The organism is Marinobacter sp. NSM, from assembly GCF_052380025.1.
Lineage (GTDB): Bacteria > Pseudomonadota > Gammaproteobacteria > Pseudomonadales > Oleiphilaceae > Marinobacter.
In genome coordinates this window covers 69,347-88,080 of sequence record NZ_JBQTCK010000007.1, presented here as the reverse complement: position 1 = coordinate 88,080, position 18,734 = coordinate 69,347, and the positions used below count along the sequence as shown (strand labels likewise).

Genomic DNA, 18,734 nt, shown 5'->3' with positions numbered 1-18,734 from the left:
TCCAGTGCCATAGTCTAAGGGTCTGTCCCCGAACGGGGACTGACCCATCTTGGACTCCAGCACCTTTGTTTAAGGGTCTGTCCCCGAACGGGGACTGACCCATCTTGGAATCCACGCACGTGGTTCGTGTTAGGTGCAACAGACGGGCAAAAGTGGGTCAGACCCCGTTCGGGGTCAGACCCTTAAAGACATAACCCGCCAGCCATTCTCCAAAGCCGTCTTCTCCAGGGTCGGGTCCGGATCCACGGCTACCGGGTTCTCCACCTTCCGCAACAGCGGCAAGTCATTGTGCGAATCGCTGTAGAACCAGGCGCCCTCCAGGCTTTCGCCATGGGCAGCCAGCCAGTCGTTCAGCCGTTCCACTTTGCCTTCCTGAAAACTCGGAGTGCCAGCCACTTCACCGGTGAACTTGCCGTTAACCAGCTCCGGCTCGGTGGCGATCAGGTGCTCAATGCCCATTATTTCAGCAATTGGTTCGGTAATGAAGCGGTTGGTGGCGGTGATGATCATCAGGGTATGGCCTTGCTCGCGGTGATCATCCAGCAGTTTCTTGGCTTTTTCCTGCATCATGGGCTGCACTTTCTTGGCCATGAAGGCTTCGCGCCAGCGTTTCAGTTCGTCCAGGTTGTGCCGGGTCAGTGGCGCCAGGACAAAGCGCTGATAGTGGAGTACGTCGAGCTCTCCGTTCAGGTACTCTTCGTAAAAGCGGTCATTTGCGCGCTTGTACTCTTCGGCATCCACCATGCCCTCTTCCACCAGAAATTCACCCCAGGCGTGGTCGCTGTCACCGTTCAGCAAGGTGTTGTCCAGATCAAATATTGCGAGCGTCAAGCCGTTTCCTCCCATTGTGACAGGCTCTGAAGCAGGAGCCACAGTCTACCATGACCTGCCGCTAACGGCTCCGTTTGCCGAAGCCTTGGGATTCTGTAAGAATGAGAGCAACTTGGACAATTTTCGCCGGTTAGAAAATAACCGGTGCCGACTTTTATGAGGACTGTGCCGTGATCGACTCAGACGGTTTCAGACCCAACGTCGGAATCATTCTGGCCAACCACAGGGGAGAGGTTCTCTGGGCAAGGCGAATAGGGCAGGACTCCTGGCAATTTCCACAGGGTGGTATCAAGCACGACGAATCACCGGAGGATGCGCTTTATCGGGAGCTTGGAGAGGAAATCGGCCTGAGTGCCAGCGATGTGGAAATCATCAGCTGCACCCGGGGCTGGCTGCGTTACCGGCTTCCGAGGAGGATGGTACGCCATAACTCGCACCCCGTTTGTGTGGGGCAAAAACAGAAATGGTTCCTTCTGAGGATGATGTCGCCAGACGCGCATGTGCGCGTGGATGGTACCGATTCACCGGAATTCGACGGGTGGCAGTGGGTAAGCTACTGGTATCCGTTAGGACAAGTAGTTTCATTCAAGAGAGAAGTGTATAGGCGCGCGCTGAGAGAACTGGCTCCCAGGCTGTTCCACAACATGGAACAGTGGCAACGGAGTGAGCAGAACCGGCGTTTGAAGGAACACCAGAAATGACGGACTGACTCCATGCTGAGCATCTTGCGAAGTCTAGTACAAGAGGTAAACAGCGCCCGCGATTTGCAGGAGGCGCTGGATATCATTGTCTCGCGGGTGCAGAAAGCCATGAATACCGAGGTCTGCTCCGTCTATCTGTTAGATCCGGCGTCCAACCGCTACATCCTGATGGCTACCGAGGGTCTTTACAAAGACTCTATTGGCAAGGTCAGTCTTGCTTATTCTGAGGGCCTGGTGGGCCTGGTGGGCTCCCGTGAGGAACCTATCAATCTTGAAGATGCCCCTGCTCATCCCCGCTATCGTTACTTCCCGGAGACCGGTGAGGAACGCTTCCGTTCATTTCTGGGTGTGCCCATCATTCACCACCGCCGGGTGCTGGGCGTGCTGGTGGTTCAGCAGCGGGAGAGCTCCCGCTGTTTTGACGAGGGCGAAGAAGCCTTTCTAGTCACGGTCTCGGCCCAGCTGGCGGGTGTCATTGCCCACAGTGAGGCCACCGGGGCCATCAGTGGCTTGTCGTTGACCGGGGAAGAAACCCAGGATGTCAGTTTCAATGGTGTGCCGGGCTCGCCTGGTGTCGCTATTGGTACTGGTGTGGTGGTGTATCCGTCCGCCGATCTGGACGTGGTGCCGGAGAAACCGACCGAGAACATTGAGCAGGAACTGGCGCTGTTCCAGTCTGCCGTGCAGGCCGTTCGGGAAGACATCGAGCGGGTAGCGAACCGCCTGGCGTCGCAACTGCGCCCCGAAGAACAGGCCCTGTTTGACGTTTACCTGCGGATGCTGGATGACGGTGCCCTGCCAGGCGAAGTGGCCATCAAAATTCGCGAAGGCATCTGGGCTCAGGGTGCATTGAAGCAGGTGGTCCAGCAATACATCCGCCACTTTGAGATGATGGATGATCTCTACCTGCAAGAGCGGGTGGTGGATATCCGGGATCTCGGCCGGCGGCTGCTGTCCCACATGCAGGAAGGCGAGCAAAAGCTTCAGGAATACCCGGAACACACGGTACTGGTCAGTGAAGAACTGACGCCGGCCATGCTGGGCGAAGTGCCAAAAGGGCAGCTGGTGGGCCTGGTGTCCGTCAAAGGGTCCAGTAACTCCCATGTGGCCATACTGGCCCGCGCCATGGGTGTGCCCACGGTGATGGGGCTGGTGGATATTCCGGTCAACCAGCTGGATGGCCGCGAACTGGTGGTGGACGGCTTTGAAGGGCAGATTTTCGCCTCGCCGTCATCGGATCTTCGCGCTTTCTACCAGGCCATCTGTGAGGAAGAAGACGAACTGATCCGTGGGCTTGAGGTGCTGCGGGACAAGCCCTGCGAAACCACCGATGGCCATCGGGTATCACTGCTGGTAAATACCGGCCTGATGACCGATGTGGTGCGCTCGCTGTCTCACGGGGCCGAAGGCATTGGGCTGTATCGCACCGAAGTGCCGTTCATGATCAAGGACCGCTTTCCGTCTGAGCAGGAGCAGCGGGAGTATTACCGGGAACAACTGGAAGCCTTTGCGCCTAATCCGGTGACCATGCGAACGCTGGACGTTGGTGGTGACAAGGCCCTGACCTATTTCCCGATTGAGGAGGAAAACCCCTTCCTCGGTTGGCGGGGCATCCGGGTTACCCTGGATCACCCCGAAATCTTTCTTGTTCAGGTACGGGCCATGCTGAAGGCCAGCGAAGGCCTGAACAATCTGCAGATCATGCTGCCGATGATCAGCAACATTTCCGAGGTGGAGGAATCCCTGCACCTGATTTACCGGGTTTATCACGAAGTGCGCGAAGAGGGCTACGACATCCACATGCCCAAAGTGGGCGTGATGGTGGAAGTGCCGGCTGCCGTTTACCAGATTCGTGAACTGGCTGAGCGCGTGGACTTTCTCTCGGTGGGTTCCAACGACCTGACGCAATACCTGTTGGCGGTAGATCGCAACAACCCGCGTGTTGCCCAGCTTTACCATTCCTATCATCCAGCCGTGTTGCAGGCGTTGGTGCGCATTGCCCAGGATGCCCACTCCGTGGGTAAGCCGGTGGGCATCTGTGGCGAGCTGGCCGGCGACCCGGGTGGCGCGTTGCTGTTAATGGCGATGGGCTATGATTCCCTGTCGATGAACGCGGCCAGTCTGCCGAAGGTGAAATCCGTTATCCGCAGCATTGATAGGGAGTGGGCTATCCAGTTGCTGGAAGATGTTCTGCTGCTGGATTCCCCCCACGTGATCAAGAGCTGTGTAGACCTGGCCCTGCGTAATGCAGGGTTTGGCCGGTATTTGCGACCGGTGAAGTCCTCCAGCGCTGCGATGGCAGAGCAGGCGGTTTCCTGACCGACTGTGACAGTAATAGGGTGCGTACTCTAAAATCCGTTGATAGGTTAGTAACGTAATTCTTATGGCAGTACCTACGAAGGACAGGCTATGACCAAAGCGACCGAGCTCAAGCCAGCATCGCGCATTGGCCTCGCCCTTGGGGGCGGTGGGCCACTGGGTGGCATTTATGAGATCGGCGCGCTAAGGGCGCTTGACGAAGCCCTGGATGGCCTGGATTTCAATAACATCGATGTTTATGTTGGGGTTAACTCCGGTTCTTTTGTGGCCGCCAACCTGGCCAATCAGATGACCACGGCCCAGTTGTGTCGTATCTTCGTGCGCAATGAAGCCGAGGTTCACCCATTCCACCCGGAAGTCTTTTATCGCCCTGCGTTTCGGGAGATTGGTAGTCGCTTGCTGGCGGTTCCGGGTTTGCTGTCTTCCGCTGTCAGCCGTTTCATCAACAACCCTTACGACCAGAGCTTACTGGAAGCCTTGACCATTCTGGCCCAGGCTGCGCCAGCCGGGTTGTTTGATAATGAGGGGCTGCACGAATACCTGCGGCGGGCGTTTACCATGCTTGGCCGCACCAACGATTTTCGTCAGCTAAAGCGTAGCCTGTACGTAGTGGCTGCGGATGTGGAGAGTACGGAAGCGGTGTGCTTTGGTGCCCCTGGGTACGACCATGTGCCTATTTCCAAGGCGGTCCAGGCCAGCACGGCCTCACCGGGGCTGTACGTGCCGGTAGACATCGATGGGCGTTACTATGTAGACGGCACCTTGCGTAAGGGGCTGCATGCCTCGGTTGCCTTCGAAGACGGCGCCGATCTGGTGCTGGCGGTGAACCCTCAGGTGCCTATCGATGCCAGTGCAGCGGTGCGTGCAGGCACCATGAAGCCGGGCGAACTCACACGTTCCGGCATGCCCAACCTGTTGTCCCAGACGTTCCGCACCATGGTTTACTCACGGATGCAGTCCGGCATTGCCCAGTACGGCCGTGACTACCCGGACAAAGACATCCTGCTGTTCGAGCCCACCCGGGACGACGCCAAACTGTTCTTCTCCAATGTGTTCAGCTTCCAGAGCCGGCGGATGGTGTGTGAGCACGCCTATCAGATGACCCGCCGAGACCTGCTGAACCGGGCCGATGAGCTGGAGCCAAAGCTGCTCAAGTATGGCATTAAACTGCGCCGGGATCGCCTGGAAGACGAACAGCGCACCATCAGTACCAGCCTGTATGGCGAAATGCTGCCTCTTTATGTGGCCAAGGGGCGCAAGAAGCAGGCGGAGAAGGGCAAGTTAGCCGCAAGTATCGGCAACGTGACTCATTTGTTCTCGAAAGCCCAGTAAGTAAACGCCAGGGTACAAAAAAAGGCCGGATGCGTTAAACACATCCGGCCTTTTCAGTTTCGGGCGAAGCCGGTTACAGAATATACCGGCTCAGGTCCTCGTCTTCAGACAATTCGCCCAGCTTCTCATCTACGTACTCCGCAGTAATCTCGAAGCCATCCGTTACTTTGTCACCGGCATCGAACGACAGGCTTTCAAGCAAGCGTTCCAGCACCGTATGCAGGCGACGGGCACCGATATTCTCGGTGGTTTCGTTCACCTTGAACGCCACCTCCGCGATCCGCGCGATAGCATCTTCGCTGAAGTTGAGCTTCACACCTTCGGTGCCCATCAGGGCTTCGTATTGCTGTACCAGAGAGGCATCTGGTTCGGTCAGAATGCGTTTGAAGTCGTCCGGTGTCAGCGCCTGGAGTTCAACCCGGATTGGCAAGCGGCCCTGCAGTTCCGGGATCAGATCTGACGGCTTGGACAGGTGGAAGGCCCCGGAGGCGATAAACAGAATGTGATCGGTGCGCACCGCGCCATACTTGGTGCTGACGGTGCTGCCTTCAATCAACGGCAGCAAATCCCGCTGCACGCCCTCGCGGGAGACATCCGATGAGGTGTTCTCCGAGCGCTTGGCCACTTTGTCGATCTCATCAATGAACACGATACCATTCTGCTCAACCGCATCAATGGCCTTGTGTTTGATCTCTTCCTCGTTCACCAGTTTGGCAGCTTCCTCGTCCTTAACCTGCTTCATGGCGTCCGCCACTTTCATCTTACGGGTCTTACGCTTGTCAGATGACAGGTTGGAGAACATGCTCTGAAGCTGGTTGGTCATCTCCTCCATGCCAGGAGGAGCCATGATTTCAACGCCGGCGCCGCCACTGCGAACGTCAATCTCGATTTCCTTGTCATCCAGCTCGCCTTCCCGCAGCTTTTTGCGGAACATTTGGCGAGTGGCGGAATCGTTACTGGCGCGCTGGCTGTCTTCGTTAAAGTCCCGGGCCGGCGGTAGCAGGGCATCGAGAATGCGATCCTCGGCGGCGTCCAGGGCGCGGTTCTCGTGGCGTTTCATCTCCTTCTCGCGGAGCAGTTTCACCGCCATATCCGCCAGGTCCCGGATAATGGATTCCACATCCCGGCCCACGTAGCCCACTTCGGTGAACTTGGTAGCTTCCACCTTCAGGAAGGGCGCATCCGCCAGCTTGGCCAGGCGTCGGGCAATCTCAGTTTTACCCACGCCGGTGGGGCCAATCATCAAAATGTTCTTGGGGGTGATTTCGTCACGCAGGCTGCTGTCCAGCTGCATACGGCGCCAGCGGTTGCGCAGGGCAATGGCTACGGCACGCTTGGCTTCATCCTGACCCACGATGTGTTTATTGAGCTCGTGGACAATCTCACGGGGAGTCATTGCAGACATGGTCGCTCCGGTCAGTCTTTGAAGGACAGCACTTCCAGAGTGCGGTTCTGATTGGTGTAAATGCAGATATCGCCGGCAATCTCGAGCGCCTTTTCGGCGATTTCGTGTGCACTCAGGTCGGTATTTTCAAGCAGCGCACGCGCCGAGGCCTGGGCAAACGGGCCACCGGAGCCAATGGCAATCAGTCCTTGTTCAGGCTCGATGACATCGCCATTGCCGGTAATAATGAGCGAGGCGGTTTTATCGGCCACGGCCAGCAGGGCCTCCAGCTTTCGCAGGGCGCGATCGGTACGCCAGTCTTTGGCAAGCTCAACGGCAGCGCGGGTCAGATTACCCTGGTGCTTCTCCAGCTGCGCTTCAAAGCGTTCAAACAGGGTAAACGCATCGGCGGTACCGCCGGCAAACCCGGCAATCACCTGACCGTTATAGAGCCTGCGAACTTTACGGGCATTGCCTTTCATGACGGTGTTGCCCAGAGAAACCTGGCCATCGCCGCCCATGGCGACTTCATCGTCCCGGCGGACGGAAACTATGGTAGTCATTTTGGCTCCAGTTGCCTGATGTAAAAGTATCTTGGAGCTTTATGGAGGCTTCTGGCGGGAATTCAAGAGGGCTGGCTTGAGGTGGAGGCCAGCTTTCCTGAGCCCCGACAACTCCAACAGTCTAGCCTTCTTTCGGGATTTTCCGAACCAGCGGCTGAATATTGATGGTAACCAGCTTATCCACCGCCGCATTCATCTGGCTGCGAGACTCAAACGGCCCCACATTTACCCGATACCACACGCTGCCACTTTCCAGATCAATGCGCTGAACCTGCGCCCGCAAACCCTGGAATGCGATCTGAGCCCGCTGCCGTTCGGCATCCGCCTGGCTGCGGAAAGACCCGGACTGAACAATGTAGTTGAAGTCCTGCTGAGCAGGGTTAGGGGAGTACTCCTGAACGGTGGGGGGCACCACTTCCGATTCCGGCAACATATCGTAGAATCGGAAATTCTGCTCCCGTGGCCGGCTATGCTCCTGCTTGGCGGTGCTGGGCGCGGGTGTTTTGGTCTCGGCAGACTGCTGTGCGGGTTGGCTCGGCCTGGCGGATTCCTGGCCTGTAGGCAGCGTGTTGAGATACACGATAAAGCCGACAAAACCACCAACCGCAGCCAGAGACAGAATCCACTTGAACGACAGCGCCCCATGCTGGGAGTGCGATGGCGCACTCCGCTTGGCGGGAGAAGCTTTACGGGGCTTCGGCGCGGGCTTTCTGGACGAGGCCGCTCCTTTTCCCGCGGGCCGGTCCTTCTTGGCGTAGTCTCTGGCCATGGTCTGTTTACATCTCCTCTGGCGCGCTAACGCCCAGCAAATCCAGGCCGTTGGCAATTACCTGGCGCACGGCCAGATAAAGGCTGACACGGGCATCCCGCAGGGCGGTGTCTTCAATCAACACCTTGTGGGCGTTGTAATAGGTGTGGAACTGGCCGGCCAGCTCACGCAGGTAATGGGTGAGGTGGTGCGGCTCCCGCTGGGCGGCGGAGTTGGCGATCAGTTCCGGATACTTGGCCAGCTGATTGGCCAGTTCTTTCTCTTCGTCCAGTGTTAACAGGCTGAGATCGCCAACACATTCGTTTATGCCCCGCTGTACGCCTTCCGCTGCCAGCTTACGCAATACGCTGCAAATACGGGCATGGGCATACTGAATGTAATACACCGGGTTTTCATTGGTCTGGGAGCGGGCCAGGTCGATATCGAAGGTCAACTGGGAATCGACACGGCGCGCAGCCAGGAAGAAACGTGTGGCATCGCGACCGACTTCGTCGATCAGGTCCCGTACGGTTACGTAGCTGCCGGCCCGCTTGGAGATTTTCACTTCCTGGCCGGAGCGGGTCACCATCACCATCTGGTGCAGAACGTAGTCCGGCCAGCCCTGGGGAATGTCGGCTTTCAGTGCCTGCAGGCCGGCACGCACGCGGGTGACGGTGGAGTGGTGGTCTGCACCCTGTTCGTTGATCACGGTGGTAAAGCCACGTTGCCACTTGTCCAGGTGGTAGGCCACATCCGGCAGGAAGTAGGTATACCCGCCATCTTTTTTACGCATAACGCGGTCTTTATCATCGCCAAACTCGGTGGTTTTCAGCCACATGGCGCCGCCCTGCTCGTAGGTGAAGCCGTTCGCCTTCAGGCGCTCAACGGTGGCCTCCACCTTGCCGTCTTCATAGAGGGACGATTCCAGGAAATACACATCAAACTGAACGCCGAAGGCTTTCAGGTCCAGATCCTGCTCCCGGCGCAGGTAGGCCACGGCAAAGTCGCGGATGGCGTCCTGGTCGTCCGGGTCGGCCTTGGCGGTCACTTCCCGGTCGTCGGCAATCACGGTTTCGCCGGCCAGGTAGGCGTTGGCCACATCGACAATGTAATCGCCCCGGTAGCCGTCTTCCGGCCAGCTTTCGTGCTCCGGCGTCAGGCCTTTCAACCGGGACTGAACCGACAGCGCCAGATTGTTGATCTGGGCGCCGGCATCGTTGTAGTAAAACTCCCGGGTAACATCGTAACCGTTGGCTTCCAGCAGCCGGCACAGGCAGTCGCCAATAGCGGCACCGCGGCCGTGGCCGACATGCAGGGGGCCGGTGGGGTTGGCCGACACAAACTCCACCTGAACCTTCTCGCCTTTACCCGATTTGTTGCGGCCAAACTGTTCCGCTTCACCCAGGATGGTATCCACAATCCCGAATGCGCTGGCGGTGCTCATGAAAAAGTTAATAAAGCCCGGCCCGGCAATCTCCACCTTCTCCACCGCTGAACTCTCCGGCAACGCCGCCACCAGGGCTTCGGCCAGCTTTCGCGGCGGGCAGCCAGCCGCCTTGGCGGCCATCAGAGCAATGTTGCAGGCGTAATCGCCATGGGATTTGTCCTTGGTGTTGCCAACCTGCGGGGTAAAGGCCTGGTCGGCCGGCAGGGTGCCTTCAGACTGCAGGGCAGCCAGTGCGGACTGGAGAAGCTCGGATACGGTCTCTTTCATGCGTCAGATGACTCGGTTTTCAGGAGAATGGGTACAGGGCAGGGCGCCCATGAAATCAGAAGAGGCGTATTATCGCGGAAAGTTGGGGTGTAAGCAAAAAGCCCGGCGCTGGGGCCGGGCTTTTGGTCGAATTACTCGTCTGTGCTGCAGTCGGCAGTTTTGCCATATTTGCTGCCGCCGTTAAAGGATGGCGGTGTAACTTCCAGATTGAGTAAGTCCTCTGAAGAGCAAGATAAGGTTACAGTTGCTGATTCTTTGTATTCAGTGCCGCTGACTCGTGTGCGCGCTTCGATTAGCACTTCCGTCCAGGCGCAACTGCTCTGTGGATATTTAATGTCGAAATGAACTGCGCCGTCCTGATCTGTTTGGTTGTCTGCGGTTGTAACAACGGCTTCATTGGTTGGGTCAAGTTTGCCGTTACCATTTACGTCAACCTCCGTAGCGTCAAGTATTCCGTTTCGGTTAATGTCCTCCGACGGGCAGGTAATCAACCGGTCAGGACTCCACGTGTCGAGCTCACCGTCCCCATCTGTGTCAACTTGAATAAACTCGCCTTTGCCAAAACTGACGGGGATTACCGCGAGTTCAACCTCGGCATTCTCTACTGGTTGGCCATTAACATCGCTAACAAATACAGACCAAGGCTTGCTGTAATGATCCGAGTCTGGTTCCGTGATCTCGTTGCCCGTTCCTATGGTCAATCGCGATGCGCCACCGGAAACAGTGAGTTCAAAAGTCTCATTCAGGGCCCCAACTTCTGCTCCGATCTCAACTTGATCTCTACCAGATGGGCTAGCTCCAGCCGTAAATGTTGTTGATGCGCGGCCAAGTGAGTTAGTGGTTACCGCAGGTGGAAAGAGATTACCCGAGCTCACATCGCTTAAAATTTTGAAAGACACTGTTTGATTCTTGACAAGGTTACCCGCATTGTCCCGGACAACAGCCGTCAGTCTAGAGGATTCGTTAGCTTGGAGTTGTGTTCGGTCGGCTTGGATGTTGAGCGCTGAAGGAGTCGTTGCTACGAACTCAAATCGCTTATCGGTTGAAATTTCTAGGCTAGTGGACGGGTCTGTCGCTTTGGCCTGGATAATTGCAGGGCCGGCTGTTTGGGACTCCACAGTTACTGATGCATTGCCAGCTCCGTCAGTGGAGACTTGGCTTGCCCCAATAATTGAACCTCTGGAGCTGAAAAACTGTACCGGTTGTCCAGAAATGGGGGTTCCATTCTCTTCCCAAGTCAAGGTAACTGTGGTGAGAGTATCGATATCGATTTCATCGCCAGCAGGCCCAGTAAAGCTGAAGGTGTTGTCTGCTACTGTTACTTCTTTGGTAGAAGTGATTGTGTTCTCGCCGGAAAACGCTGAAACCGTTATGGTGTCGGTTCCTGCCTGATTGGCGATATAGTTGAACGTTACTGTTCCGTTATCTGAGGTGGTATTCGTTTCCCACGTCAGTTGATTCTGTGGGTTGCTGTTGGATATTGCAATTTGCTCAAGGGCGACTCCTGTATTCTGAGAGTTTTCAAGTGTCGCTGTGAATTGCGGCGTGTCACCGGCAGAAACGCTAGCTGGGCCTTCCAGTGAAAGATTTGTGCCGTTAATGGTTATCGCAATTGTCGCTTCTTGGTCGCCTATTTTTGCAGTTACTGTTGCGACGCGGTTCTGGGCATTTGATGGTGAAGTCAGAGTATTAACTGCACGTCCATTTTCATCAGTTTCAACCACTTTCGCAGCCAAAGCTGCATCGTTATCTACGCTGAATGCCACAGGCACGCCGGTGAGAAGAATATTGTCTGCATCCTTGGCAAATGCAATGATTGTCGACTCGGCAGTATCTCCAGTGCCGAGCTGCACCGGAGATGCACTCAGGCGCAGCGAACCGACAGTAATCCCGTCGTCTGTTCCACCTGACGACGGGTCTCCATTGCCACTGCCCGGGGTTCCCGAGCCGTTGCCTGTCTGATCAGAAACGCCACTTAAAGACGATGAGCTGTCATCACCTCCACAAGCGGCCAAAACAAAAGCCAGCGACAACGCTGACGCACGCGCAAGGAATTTCCCTGACATTTTTATATCTCCAGTTTTCGTTACAGCAAAAGCCTTTTCGCTGCGCATTCCCTGCATGAGAATCGCAACCTCAGGTGTTATTACAGCTTTGTTAGGTAGTTTGCTGAAAATCATAGCACAGTCGGCGCGAACGCAATGCTTACGGGTGCGGATTTCTGCAAAAGATTGTAACGATTTGCAGGTTATCGACTGCGTCACATTTTTGTTGGCTGAAACGGTTAGCCGGTTTCCTGCGGATCTACATCAACCACCCATCGGGTACTGGAGGGCAGCCTGGCTTGGTCCAGGTGTTGGCAGAGCTGTGTCAGCACGCGGTTCAGGTGGCCACGGCTATCGCTGCACAGAATCAGTTGGGCCCGGTGGCGGTCGGCTTTGCGGGCGATAACGGCGGGTAACGGGCCCCAGATTTCGATGCCTGGGCTTTGTGCCATGGGTTTCAGGGTGTCCAGAAGTTGCAGACTGTTCTGCATGGTGTCGGCTTCGGCCCGTACGATCGCCATAGTGCGGTAGGGTGGCAGGGCGCCTGTTTCACGCTCAGCCAGGAGTTGGTCTGCGATTGCAGCGTAGTTGCCCCGGCACAAGTTGGTGAGAAACGGGTGGTCGCTGTGGCAGGTCTGGATCAGCACTTTTCCCGGTTTGTCGCCCCGGCCGGCGCGGCCACTGACCTGCAGCAGGGTCTGTATCATCTGTTCCGGCGCCCGGAAATCAACACTGAACAGGCCACCGTCGGCGTTTACCACGCACACCAGGGTGACGTTAGGGAAGTCGTGGCCTTTGGCCAGCATCTGGGTGCCGACAAGAATGCACGGCTCACCAGTGTTCACTCTTTTAAGGATGGCTTGAATACTGCCTTTACGCTGGGTGCTGTCGCGGTCTACCCGCACGATTGGCGTGTCCGGAAAATGCTCGGCAAGGGTATCTTCGGTGCGCTCGGTGCCCTGGCCAACCGGTTTGTAGTTTTCACTCTGGCATTTGGGGCAGGTGTGGCTTGCTGCCATCTGGTAGTCACAGTGATGGCAGCGCATGGCGTGGTCGCGCCGATGGTAGGTCAGGCGGGTGTCGCAGCGTGGGCATTCTTCAAGATGGCCGCAATCAAAGCACATCATTACAGGGGCAAACCCCCGTCTGTTGACGAAGACCAGCGCCTGCTCGCCCCTCGCAAGCGTTTCTTTGATCGAATTCAGGGTTGGACGGGACAATCCCGCTTCAAGTGGCCGACTACGGATGTCCAGCAATTCAAGCTGGGGTGGTTTTGCTTTGCCGGCCCGTTCTTCCAGTCGAATCAGTTGGTATTTGCCCTGTTGCGCGTTATGCCAGGATTCCAGGGACGGTGTGGCCGAGCCGAGAATCACTGGGCACCGGTTCAGGTGAGCTCGGTAGACGGCAACATCCCGCCCGGAATACCGAAAACCTTCGCCCTGTTTGTAGGAGCTGTCGTGCTCCTCATCGACGATGATGGTGCGAAGGTGGCTAAAAGGAAGCAGCACTGCCGAGCGGGTGCCGATCAGGATGACTGGTTCGCCATTGCGGATTTTCAGCCAGGTGTTGAGGCGCTCGCCATCATTGAGGGCGGAATGCCATACCTGAATGCGGTCGCCAAAGTAGCGGCGGAAGCGAGCCAGGGTTTGAGGTGTCAGGTTGATTTCGGGCACCAGCACCAGCGCCTGTTCGTTCGCTTTAAGGTGCGTTTTTAAATAATGCAGGTAGAGCTCGGTTTTGCCGCTACCGGTGATGCCGTAGAGCAGGGTGGCAGAGAATTCGTGTGTATGCTCCGGCATTTGAGCTGACGCTGCCTGTTGGGCGACGGACAGGGTCGGGGCCGGCAGATCTTTGGTGGCCGGCGCAGTAACGGCTTTGGCGCCCTCGGCGATCAGCTTTTTCTGTTGCAGGTTACGAATCTGAGCCCGGCTGAAGCCGGATTTCACCAGCGCGCTGGAGCTAATGCCAGGTGATTCCTTAATGGCATTGAATAGGGCGACCTGCCGATGTGCGTTGGCTGGTAAGGCTGCCTCTGTTGTCGCCGGGTGCCAGCTTTCATCCGCTTTCTCCTGAGCGGGTCGGCCCCGTCGCAAGGCTGGGGGGAGGGCGGTAAACAGGCATTCCCCCAGCGGATGCTGGTAATAGTCGCTGGCCCAGGTGAGCAGTTTAAAAGTTTTGTCTGGCAGGGCTGGCCAGCTTTCCAATGTGCCTTTAATGGCCTTCAGGTTGACACCGGGCGGGGGCTCAACGCCAATCTCTACTACCAGGCCAGTCAAAGTCTGGCGGCCGAAAGGCACGGTAACCCGCTGGCCGGGGGCGAGCTCAAGGCCGTCGGGAATCAGGTAGTCAAACAGGCGCCTCAGGGGGCGGTTCAGGGCGATGCGGGCGATAGCTGGCCGTGTCACGGTATCTGCGTATCCTGATGGCGGGCCGTTTGGCGCCGGGCGTTGTGTTCTGGAGTCTTGTGAGGAGTCAAGATACTTGCCTGTGGCCGGGTTTGTCAGTAAGATTCGCGGTCTGTTTCTGGCCGGGCATGATTGTGCACGGTCTTTCCAATTGATTCAAACATGCGGTGCCTGGCATGTAGGCCGTTTCTCGGCGGGTGATCAGGTAGCGGCATGACCGACAGAGGTTCGCCATGAAAGAAGGTATTCACCCGAAGTACGAAGACATTACCGCCACCTGTTCTTGCGGTAACGTGATCAAGACCCGTTCCACCGTGGGTAAAGATCTGCAGCTGGACGTATGCTCCCAGTGCCACCCGTTCTACACCGGTAAGCAGAAGGTTATGGACACCGGCGGTCGTATCGATCGGTTCCAGAAGCGTTTCGGTAGCCGTATCGGTGGCAAGAAAGCCTGATCTGCACCGAAATGTTGCAAAAAAGCGCCTGAGGGCGCTTTTTTTGTGTCCGGACGTCGGTTTTTTCGATGTCTTATACGCAAAATGCACTATTGACTGATCATAAAATATTCGGTTTTGGCTTGTCGTTTCGGGGCGGTCGCGCCATAATGTCGCGCTCCGTTGGGCGAGCCCCGGCGGTTATTACCTTTAAACGTGACAAACGGAACAGTGGCAATGTCTCAAGATCTGAAAGAAGCAGCCCTTGAATATCACGCCAAACCGCGGCCGGGTAAGCTGAGTGTTGAAATCACCAAGCCAACCCAAACTTCCCGCGACCTTTCCCTGGCGTACAGCCCCGGGGTTGCCGAACCGGTCCGCGAGATCGCGAAGGACCCCGAGAACGCATACAAGTACACGGCCAAGGGCAACCTGGTAGCTGTGATTTCTGATGGTACTGCGATCCTGGGTCTGGGTAATCTCGGCCCCCTGGCAAGCAAGCCGGTAATGGAAGGCAAGGGCGTACTGTTCAAGCGCTTTGCTGGTATTGACGTGTTCGATATCGAAGTCAATTCCGAAAGCCCGCAAGCGTTTATTGAAACTGTAGAGCGTATCGCGGATACCTTTGGTGGTATCAACCTCGAAGACATCAAGGCACCGGAGTGCTTCGAGATTGAGCGCGCGCTGATCGAAAAGTGCAATGTGCCCATCTTCCATGATGACCAGCACGGCACGGCGATTGTAACTGCGGCCGGCATGATCAATGCCCTTGAGCTGCAGGGCAAGAAAATTGAAGAGGCAAAGGTGGTTTGTCTGGGCGCCGGTGCGGCTGCCATTGCCTGCATGAAGCTGTTGATCAGCTGCGGCATTCGCTCTGAGAACATCTACATGCTCGACCGTAAGGGTGTGATCCACTCTGGTCGTGACGATCTGAACCAGTACAAGGCGATGTTCGCCAACGAAACGGGCAAGCGTACACTGGATGACGCCATTGATGGCGCTGACGTGTTCCTGGGGCTGTCTGGTCCGGACCTGCTGACTGCTGAGCAGCTGGCGAAGATGGCTCCAAACCCGATCGTATTTGCCTGCTCCAACCCGGATCCGGAAATCAGCCCGGAAGTTGCTCTGGCAACCCGTGATGATCTGATCATGGCAACCGGCCGTTCCGACTATCCGAACCAGGTAAACAACGTTCTGGGCTTCCCGTTCATTTTCCGTGGCGCGCTGGACGTTCGTGCAACCGCCATCAACGAGGAAATGAAGGTAGCTGCTGTTCACGCCATCCGTGAGCTGGCCAAGGAGCCTGTACCCCAGGAAATCTGCTCCGCTTATGGTGTAGGCAGCCTGGAATTCGGCAAGGAATACATTATTCCGAAGCCGATGGACGTTCGTCTTCTGGAAGTGGTACCTGCTGCGGTTGCTCGTGCTGCAGTAGATTCTGGTGTGGCGCGCAATCCTTACCCGGCGCACTACCCGCTGAAGTCCATGGACGACATCATCTGATCTGGGTGTAGTTGTTCGGCTTCAACAAAAAAACCGGCGGAGATCCCGCCGGTTTTTTTACGCCTGCTCTTTGTAGACGCCGCCTGCGCTCGGTCAGAAGATCTGTCCTGGCAGGCTGTCAGAACCGCCGTCCCCTGATCCGTTGCCGTTGGCATCTTGTGAGAGTGGCGCCGGGGCCTCTTCCTCTTTGAAGATTTCAAACGTGCCGTCCTCTCCGGGGCGTGCCCGCTCGCCGGTTCTGGGGTTGATACGAATGCTCACGATGCCGTTGGGTCTGGGCATGGTAGATTCGGGTGCACCTTGCATGGCCGTTTTCATGTAATCAACCCAGATTGGCAGGGCTGTGCTTGCACCAAATTCCCTTCGACCAAGGGGAGCGGGCTGGTCAAAGCCTACCCAGACGGTTGTCGCCGTGTCGTGATTGAAGCCGGCAAACCAGGTGTCTTTCTGTTCGTTTGTAGTGCCGGTCTTGCCTGCCAGGTCATTGCGGTTCAACGCCAATGCACGGCGGCCGGTGCCTCTGCGGACAGCATCCTGAAGAATCGTATGCATGATGTAAACCGAGCGTTCGTCAGCCAGACGCTCCATCACGCGCTTCTCCGCTATCTGCTGGGCGCTTGCCGGCAACAGTATGCCGTCAGTCTCTGGTGTTTCGCTGGTGTTCTCTGTGAGCGGGCCTTCACTGGTGCTTTCTGTTAGTTGCTGTTCGCAGTCGTCGTCACAGAGCACGGTTTCGGGTGCCTCGTAGACGATGGTGCCATCCGGTTCCTGAATCGTTTTGATCAGATACGGCTCCACGTCGTAGCCGCCGTTGGCAATAACGGCAAAGCCGCGGGCCAGTTCCATTGGCGTCAGCTGACCAGCCCCGAGGGAAAGTGACAGGTTGGCTGGCATGTTGGCGGTTGGGATCTTCAGTTGATCCAGGTAGTTCAGTGTTTGGCGAATGCCAAGATCTCTCAGCAGTCGAATTGAAACCAGGTTGCGGGAGCGATAGAGGCCTTCCCTGAGTGTGGTGGGGCCATAAAACTGGCCCGATGAATTCTGGGGGCGCCAGACGCCTTCGAGCTCCGAGTCCTCGAATACAATGGGGGCATCATTATAAATAGTGGCGGGCGTCCTGCCGCTCTCCAGTGCTGAAAGATAAAGGAATGGCTTGAAGGTGGACCCCGGCTGGCGGTTGGCCTGGGTTGCTCGGTTGTATTTGCTCTGGCTGAAGCTGTAGCCGCCGGCAAGGGCTTCAATAGCGCCGGTTTTCGCGGACAGGGAAATCACTGCGCCTTCCACTCTTGGGGCCTGAGAGAGCGCAACCTGTAGTTCAAGCCGGGGCTCGTTGCTGTCTGCTTCGCCGTCCTGTTCCTGAATCTGTGGCAGTTGTGCCACCTTGACGTAGACCACATCGCCAGCGCTGACCACGTCCGAAGGTTTTTCGGGGGTTGGGCCTGTCAGGTTCTCGGTGCGGTATCGCTTGGCCCAGGTCATGGTGTCGAAGTCCATCTTGCCGGGGCCGAGATGGCGGGTGTGCACCCGCGCCGCGCCTTCGTCATCATTCACTGCGGTGATTACTGCCGGAATCAGGCTTTCTACCCTTGGGTAATTAAGTAACTGGTTGGATAAATCCGACGCAGACATGCCGGCAATGTCAAGCTGGCCGATGGGGCCACGGAAACCGTGCCGGCGGTCGTAGTTCTCGAGACCGGTGCGCAGGGCTTCGGTCGCCGCCTGTTGTTTGGTTCCATCGACGGTGAGTGTCACGCTGTAGCCGTCGTTGTAGGCGGCTTCACCAAAGCGACGCACCATCTCGGTTCGAGCCATTTCGGCGACGTAATCCGCATCTACCTCTGCCTCACGCATATTATAAGTGGCGGTGAGGGGGGCATTGGTTGCTTCGGACCAGTCTTCCTGTGTGATGTAGCCGAGATCCCGCATTCTTCCAAGAATCCAGTTACGACGTATCATTGCTCGCTCAGGGTTGGCCAGAGGGTTGTAGGCAGAGGGCGCCTTCGGCAGTCCAGCCAGCATGGCCATCTGGGCAAGGGTAAGCTCGTTGACGGGTTTGTCGTAATAGACCTGGGCGGCGGCGGCGATGCCGTATGCGCGGTTGCCCAGGTAGATCTTATTCAGGTATAGCTCCAGGATCTTGTCTTTATCAAGTTCACGTTCGATCTGAAGAGCCAGAAGTATCTCGTTGAACTTACGAATAAAGGTGCGGTCGCGTGACAAAAAGTAATTTTTTGCAACCTGCATGGTGATCGTACTACCGCCGGACTGGATACTGCCGGTGGACACCAGTTCGATGGCAGCCCGCGTCAACCCTTTGATGTCGACGCCAAAGTGATCATGGAATCGGGCGTCTTCCGCAGCCAGAAAGGCTTGTAACTGAATTGTAGGGATCTGTTCGATTGTGATCGGTGCCCTTCTCTTTTCGCCGAATTCTGCTATTAATCTGTTGTCTGCACTGTATACCCGAAGCGGCGTCTGAAGTTTGACGTCCAGCAGCTGTTGAACAGGAGGCAGGCCGGGCCGAAGGTATAAATAGAAGGCCGAGGCGATAATAATGGCGACACTCAGGCCGGTGAGCAAGAACCAGGCGAAAACACGAGATGTGCGCAGCAAATGAGACATTTTTTTCTGACAACAGTTGGATATAGGTCTATTATTTGAGAAATTGCTTTAGGAAGGTTGAGTTGCTTCCCTGAATGCAAGATCTCTTGAATAACGAAGAGCCTGCATTGTAGACGGAAAACTTGAAGAATTC

At 56.6% G+C, this 18,734-nt stretch carries 13 protein-coding genes; 5 read left to right on the top strand and 8 right to left on the bottom strand.

The genetic code is table 11. The features are described 5' to 3' along the window. Nucleotides 1-174: 174 nt before the first annotated feature. Entirely contained in the window at nucleotides 175-831 is a 657-nt protein-coding gene (locus ACTZWX_RS14925) for a histidinol-phosphatase (RefSeq protein ID WP_444714613.1), read from the bottom strand. A gap of 170 nt (nucleotides 832-1,001) precedes the next feature. Here ACTZWX_RS14925 and ACTZWX_RS14920 point away from each other — a divergent pair, with 170 nt between their 5' ends. From ACTZWX_RS14920 to ACTZWX_RS14910, 3 genes are all read left to right on the top strand, one after another. After that, nucleotides 1,002-1,532 (top strand): RNA pyrophosphohydrolase, encoded by a 531-nt coding sequence (locus tag ACTZWX_RS14920; RefSeq protein WP_061332397.1) that lies wholly within the window; start codon nucleotides 1,002-1,004, stop codon nucleotides 1,530-1,532. A gap of 12 nt (nucleotides 1,533-1,544) precedes the next feature. Continuing rightward, entirely contained in the window at nucleotides 1,545-3,851 is a 2,307-nt protein-coding gene (gene ptsP, locus ACTZWX_RS14915) for a phosphoenolpyruvate--protein phosphotransferase (protein ID WP_444714612.1), read from the top strand. Between the two features lie 90 nt (nucleotides 3,852-3,941). Further along, complete coding sequence (locus tag ACTZWX_RS14910; RefSeq protein WP_444714611.1) at nucleotides 3,942-5,183, top strand: patatin-like phospholipase family protein; 1,242 nt, start codon at nucleotides 3,942-3,944, stop codon at nucleotides 5,181-5,183. A 73-nt stretch (nucleotides 5,184-5,256) separates the two neighbouring features. Here ACTZWX_RS14910 and hslU read toward each other — a convergent pair whose 3' ends face one another. From hslU to ACTZWX_RS14880, 6 genes are all read right to left on the bottom strand, one after another. Then, a complete protein-coding gene (hslU, locus tag ACTZWX_RS14905) occupies nucleotides 5,257-6,588 on the bottom strand; it encodes an HslU--HslV peptidase ATPase subunit (RefSeq protein ID WP_072678338.1) in 1,332 nt (443 codons plus the stop codon). 11 nt (nucleotides 6,589-6,599) lie between these two features. Then, on the bottom strand, nucleotides 6,600-7,130 hold the full coding sequence (gene hslV, locus ACTZWX_RS14900; RefSeq protein ID WP_058090075.1) for an ATP-dependent protease subunit HslV: 531 nt from the start codon (nucleotides 7,128-7,130) through the stop codon (nucleotides 6,600-6,602). A 121-nt stretch (nucleotides 7,131-7,251) separates the two neighbouring features. Further along, nucleotides 7,252-7,899: an SPOR domain-containing protein gene (locus ACTZWX_RS14895; protein WP_444714610.1), complete on the bottom strand. Its 648-nt coding sequence runs from the start codon at nucleotides 7,897-7,899 to the stop codon at nucleotides 7,252-7,254. 7 nt (nucleotides 7,900-7,906) lie between these two features. After that, nucleotides 7,907-9,592 (bottom strand): arginine--tRNA ligase, encoded by a 1,686-nt coding sequence (gene argS / locus ACTZWX_RS14890; protein WP_444714609.1) that lies wholly within the window; start codon nucleotides 9,590-9,592, stop codon nucleotides 7,907-7,909. A gap of 131 nt (nucleotides 9,593-9,723) precedes the next feature. Then, nucleotides 9,724-11,772 (bottom strand): Ig-like domain-containing protein, encoded by a 2,049-nt coding sequence (locus tag ACTZWX_RS14885; protein WP_444714608.1) that lies wholly within the window; start codon nucleotides 11,770-11,772, stop codon nucleotides 9,724-9,726. A 104-nt stretch (nucleotides 11,773-11,876) separates the two neighbouring features. Beyond that, nucleotides 11,877-14,042 carry a primosomal protein N' gene (locus ACTZWX_RS14880; RefSeq protein WP_444714607.1) on the bottom strand — a complete coding sequence of 722 codons (2,166 nt, stop codon included), beginning with the start codon at nucleotides 14,040-14,042 and terminating at the stop codon, nucleotides 11,877-11,879. A gap of 233 nt (nucleotides 14,043-14,275) precedes the next feature. Between ACTZWX_RS14880 and rpmE the strand changes: the two genes are divergently transcribed. Together rpmE and ACTZWX_RS14870 are read left to right on the top strand one after the other, a co-directional pair. Further along, a complete protein-coding gene (rpmE, locus tag ACTZWX_RS14875; RefSeq protein ID WP_444714606.1) occupies nucleotides 14,276-14,497 on the top strand; it encodes a 50S ribosomal protein L31 in 222 nt (73 codons plus the stop codon). A 216-nt stretch (nucleotides 14,498-14,713) separates the two neighbouring features. Next, a complete protein-coding gene (locus ACTZWX_RS14870; RefSeq protein WP_444714605.1) occupies nucleotides 14,714-15,979 on the top strand; it encodes a malic enzyme-like NAD(P)-binding protein in 1,266 nt (421 codons plus the stop codon). A gap of 93 nt (nucleotides 15,980-16,072) precedes the next feature. Here ACTZWX_RS14870 and ACTZWX_RS14865 read toward each other — a convergent pair whose 3' ends face one another. Next, on the bottom strand, nucleotides 16,073-18,601 hold the full coding sequence (locus ACTZWX_RS14865; protein ID WP_444714604.1) for a penicillin-binding protein 1A: 2,529 nt from the start codon (nucleotides 18,599-18,601) through the stop codon (nucleotides 16,073-16,075). Nucleotides 18,602-18,734: the final 133 nt, after the last annotated feature.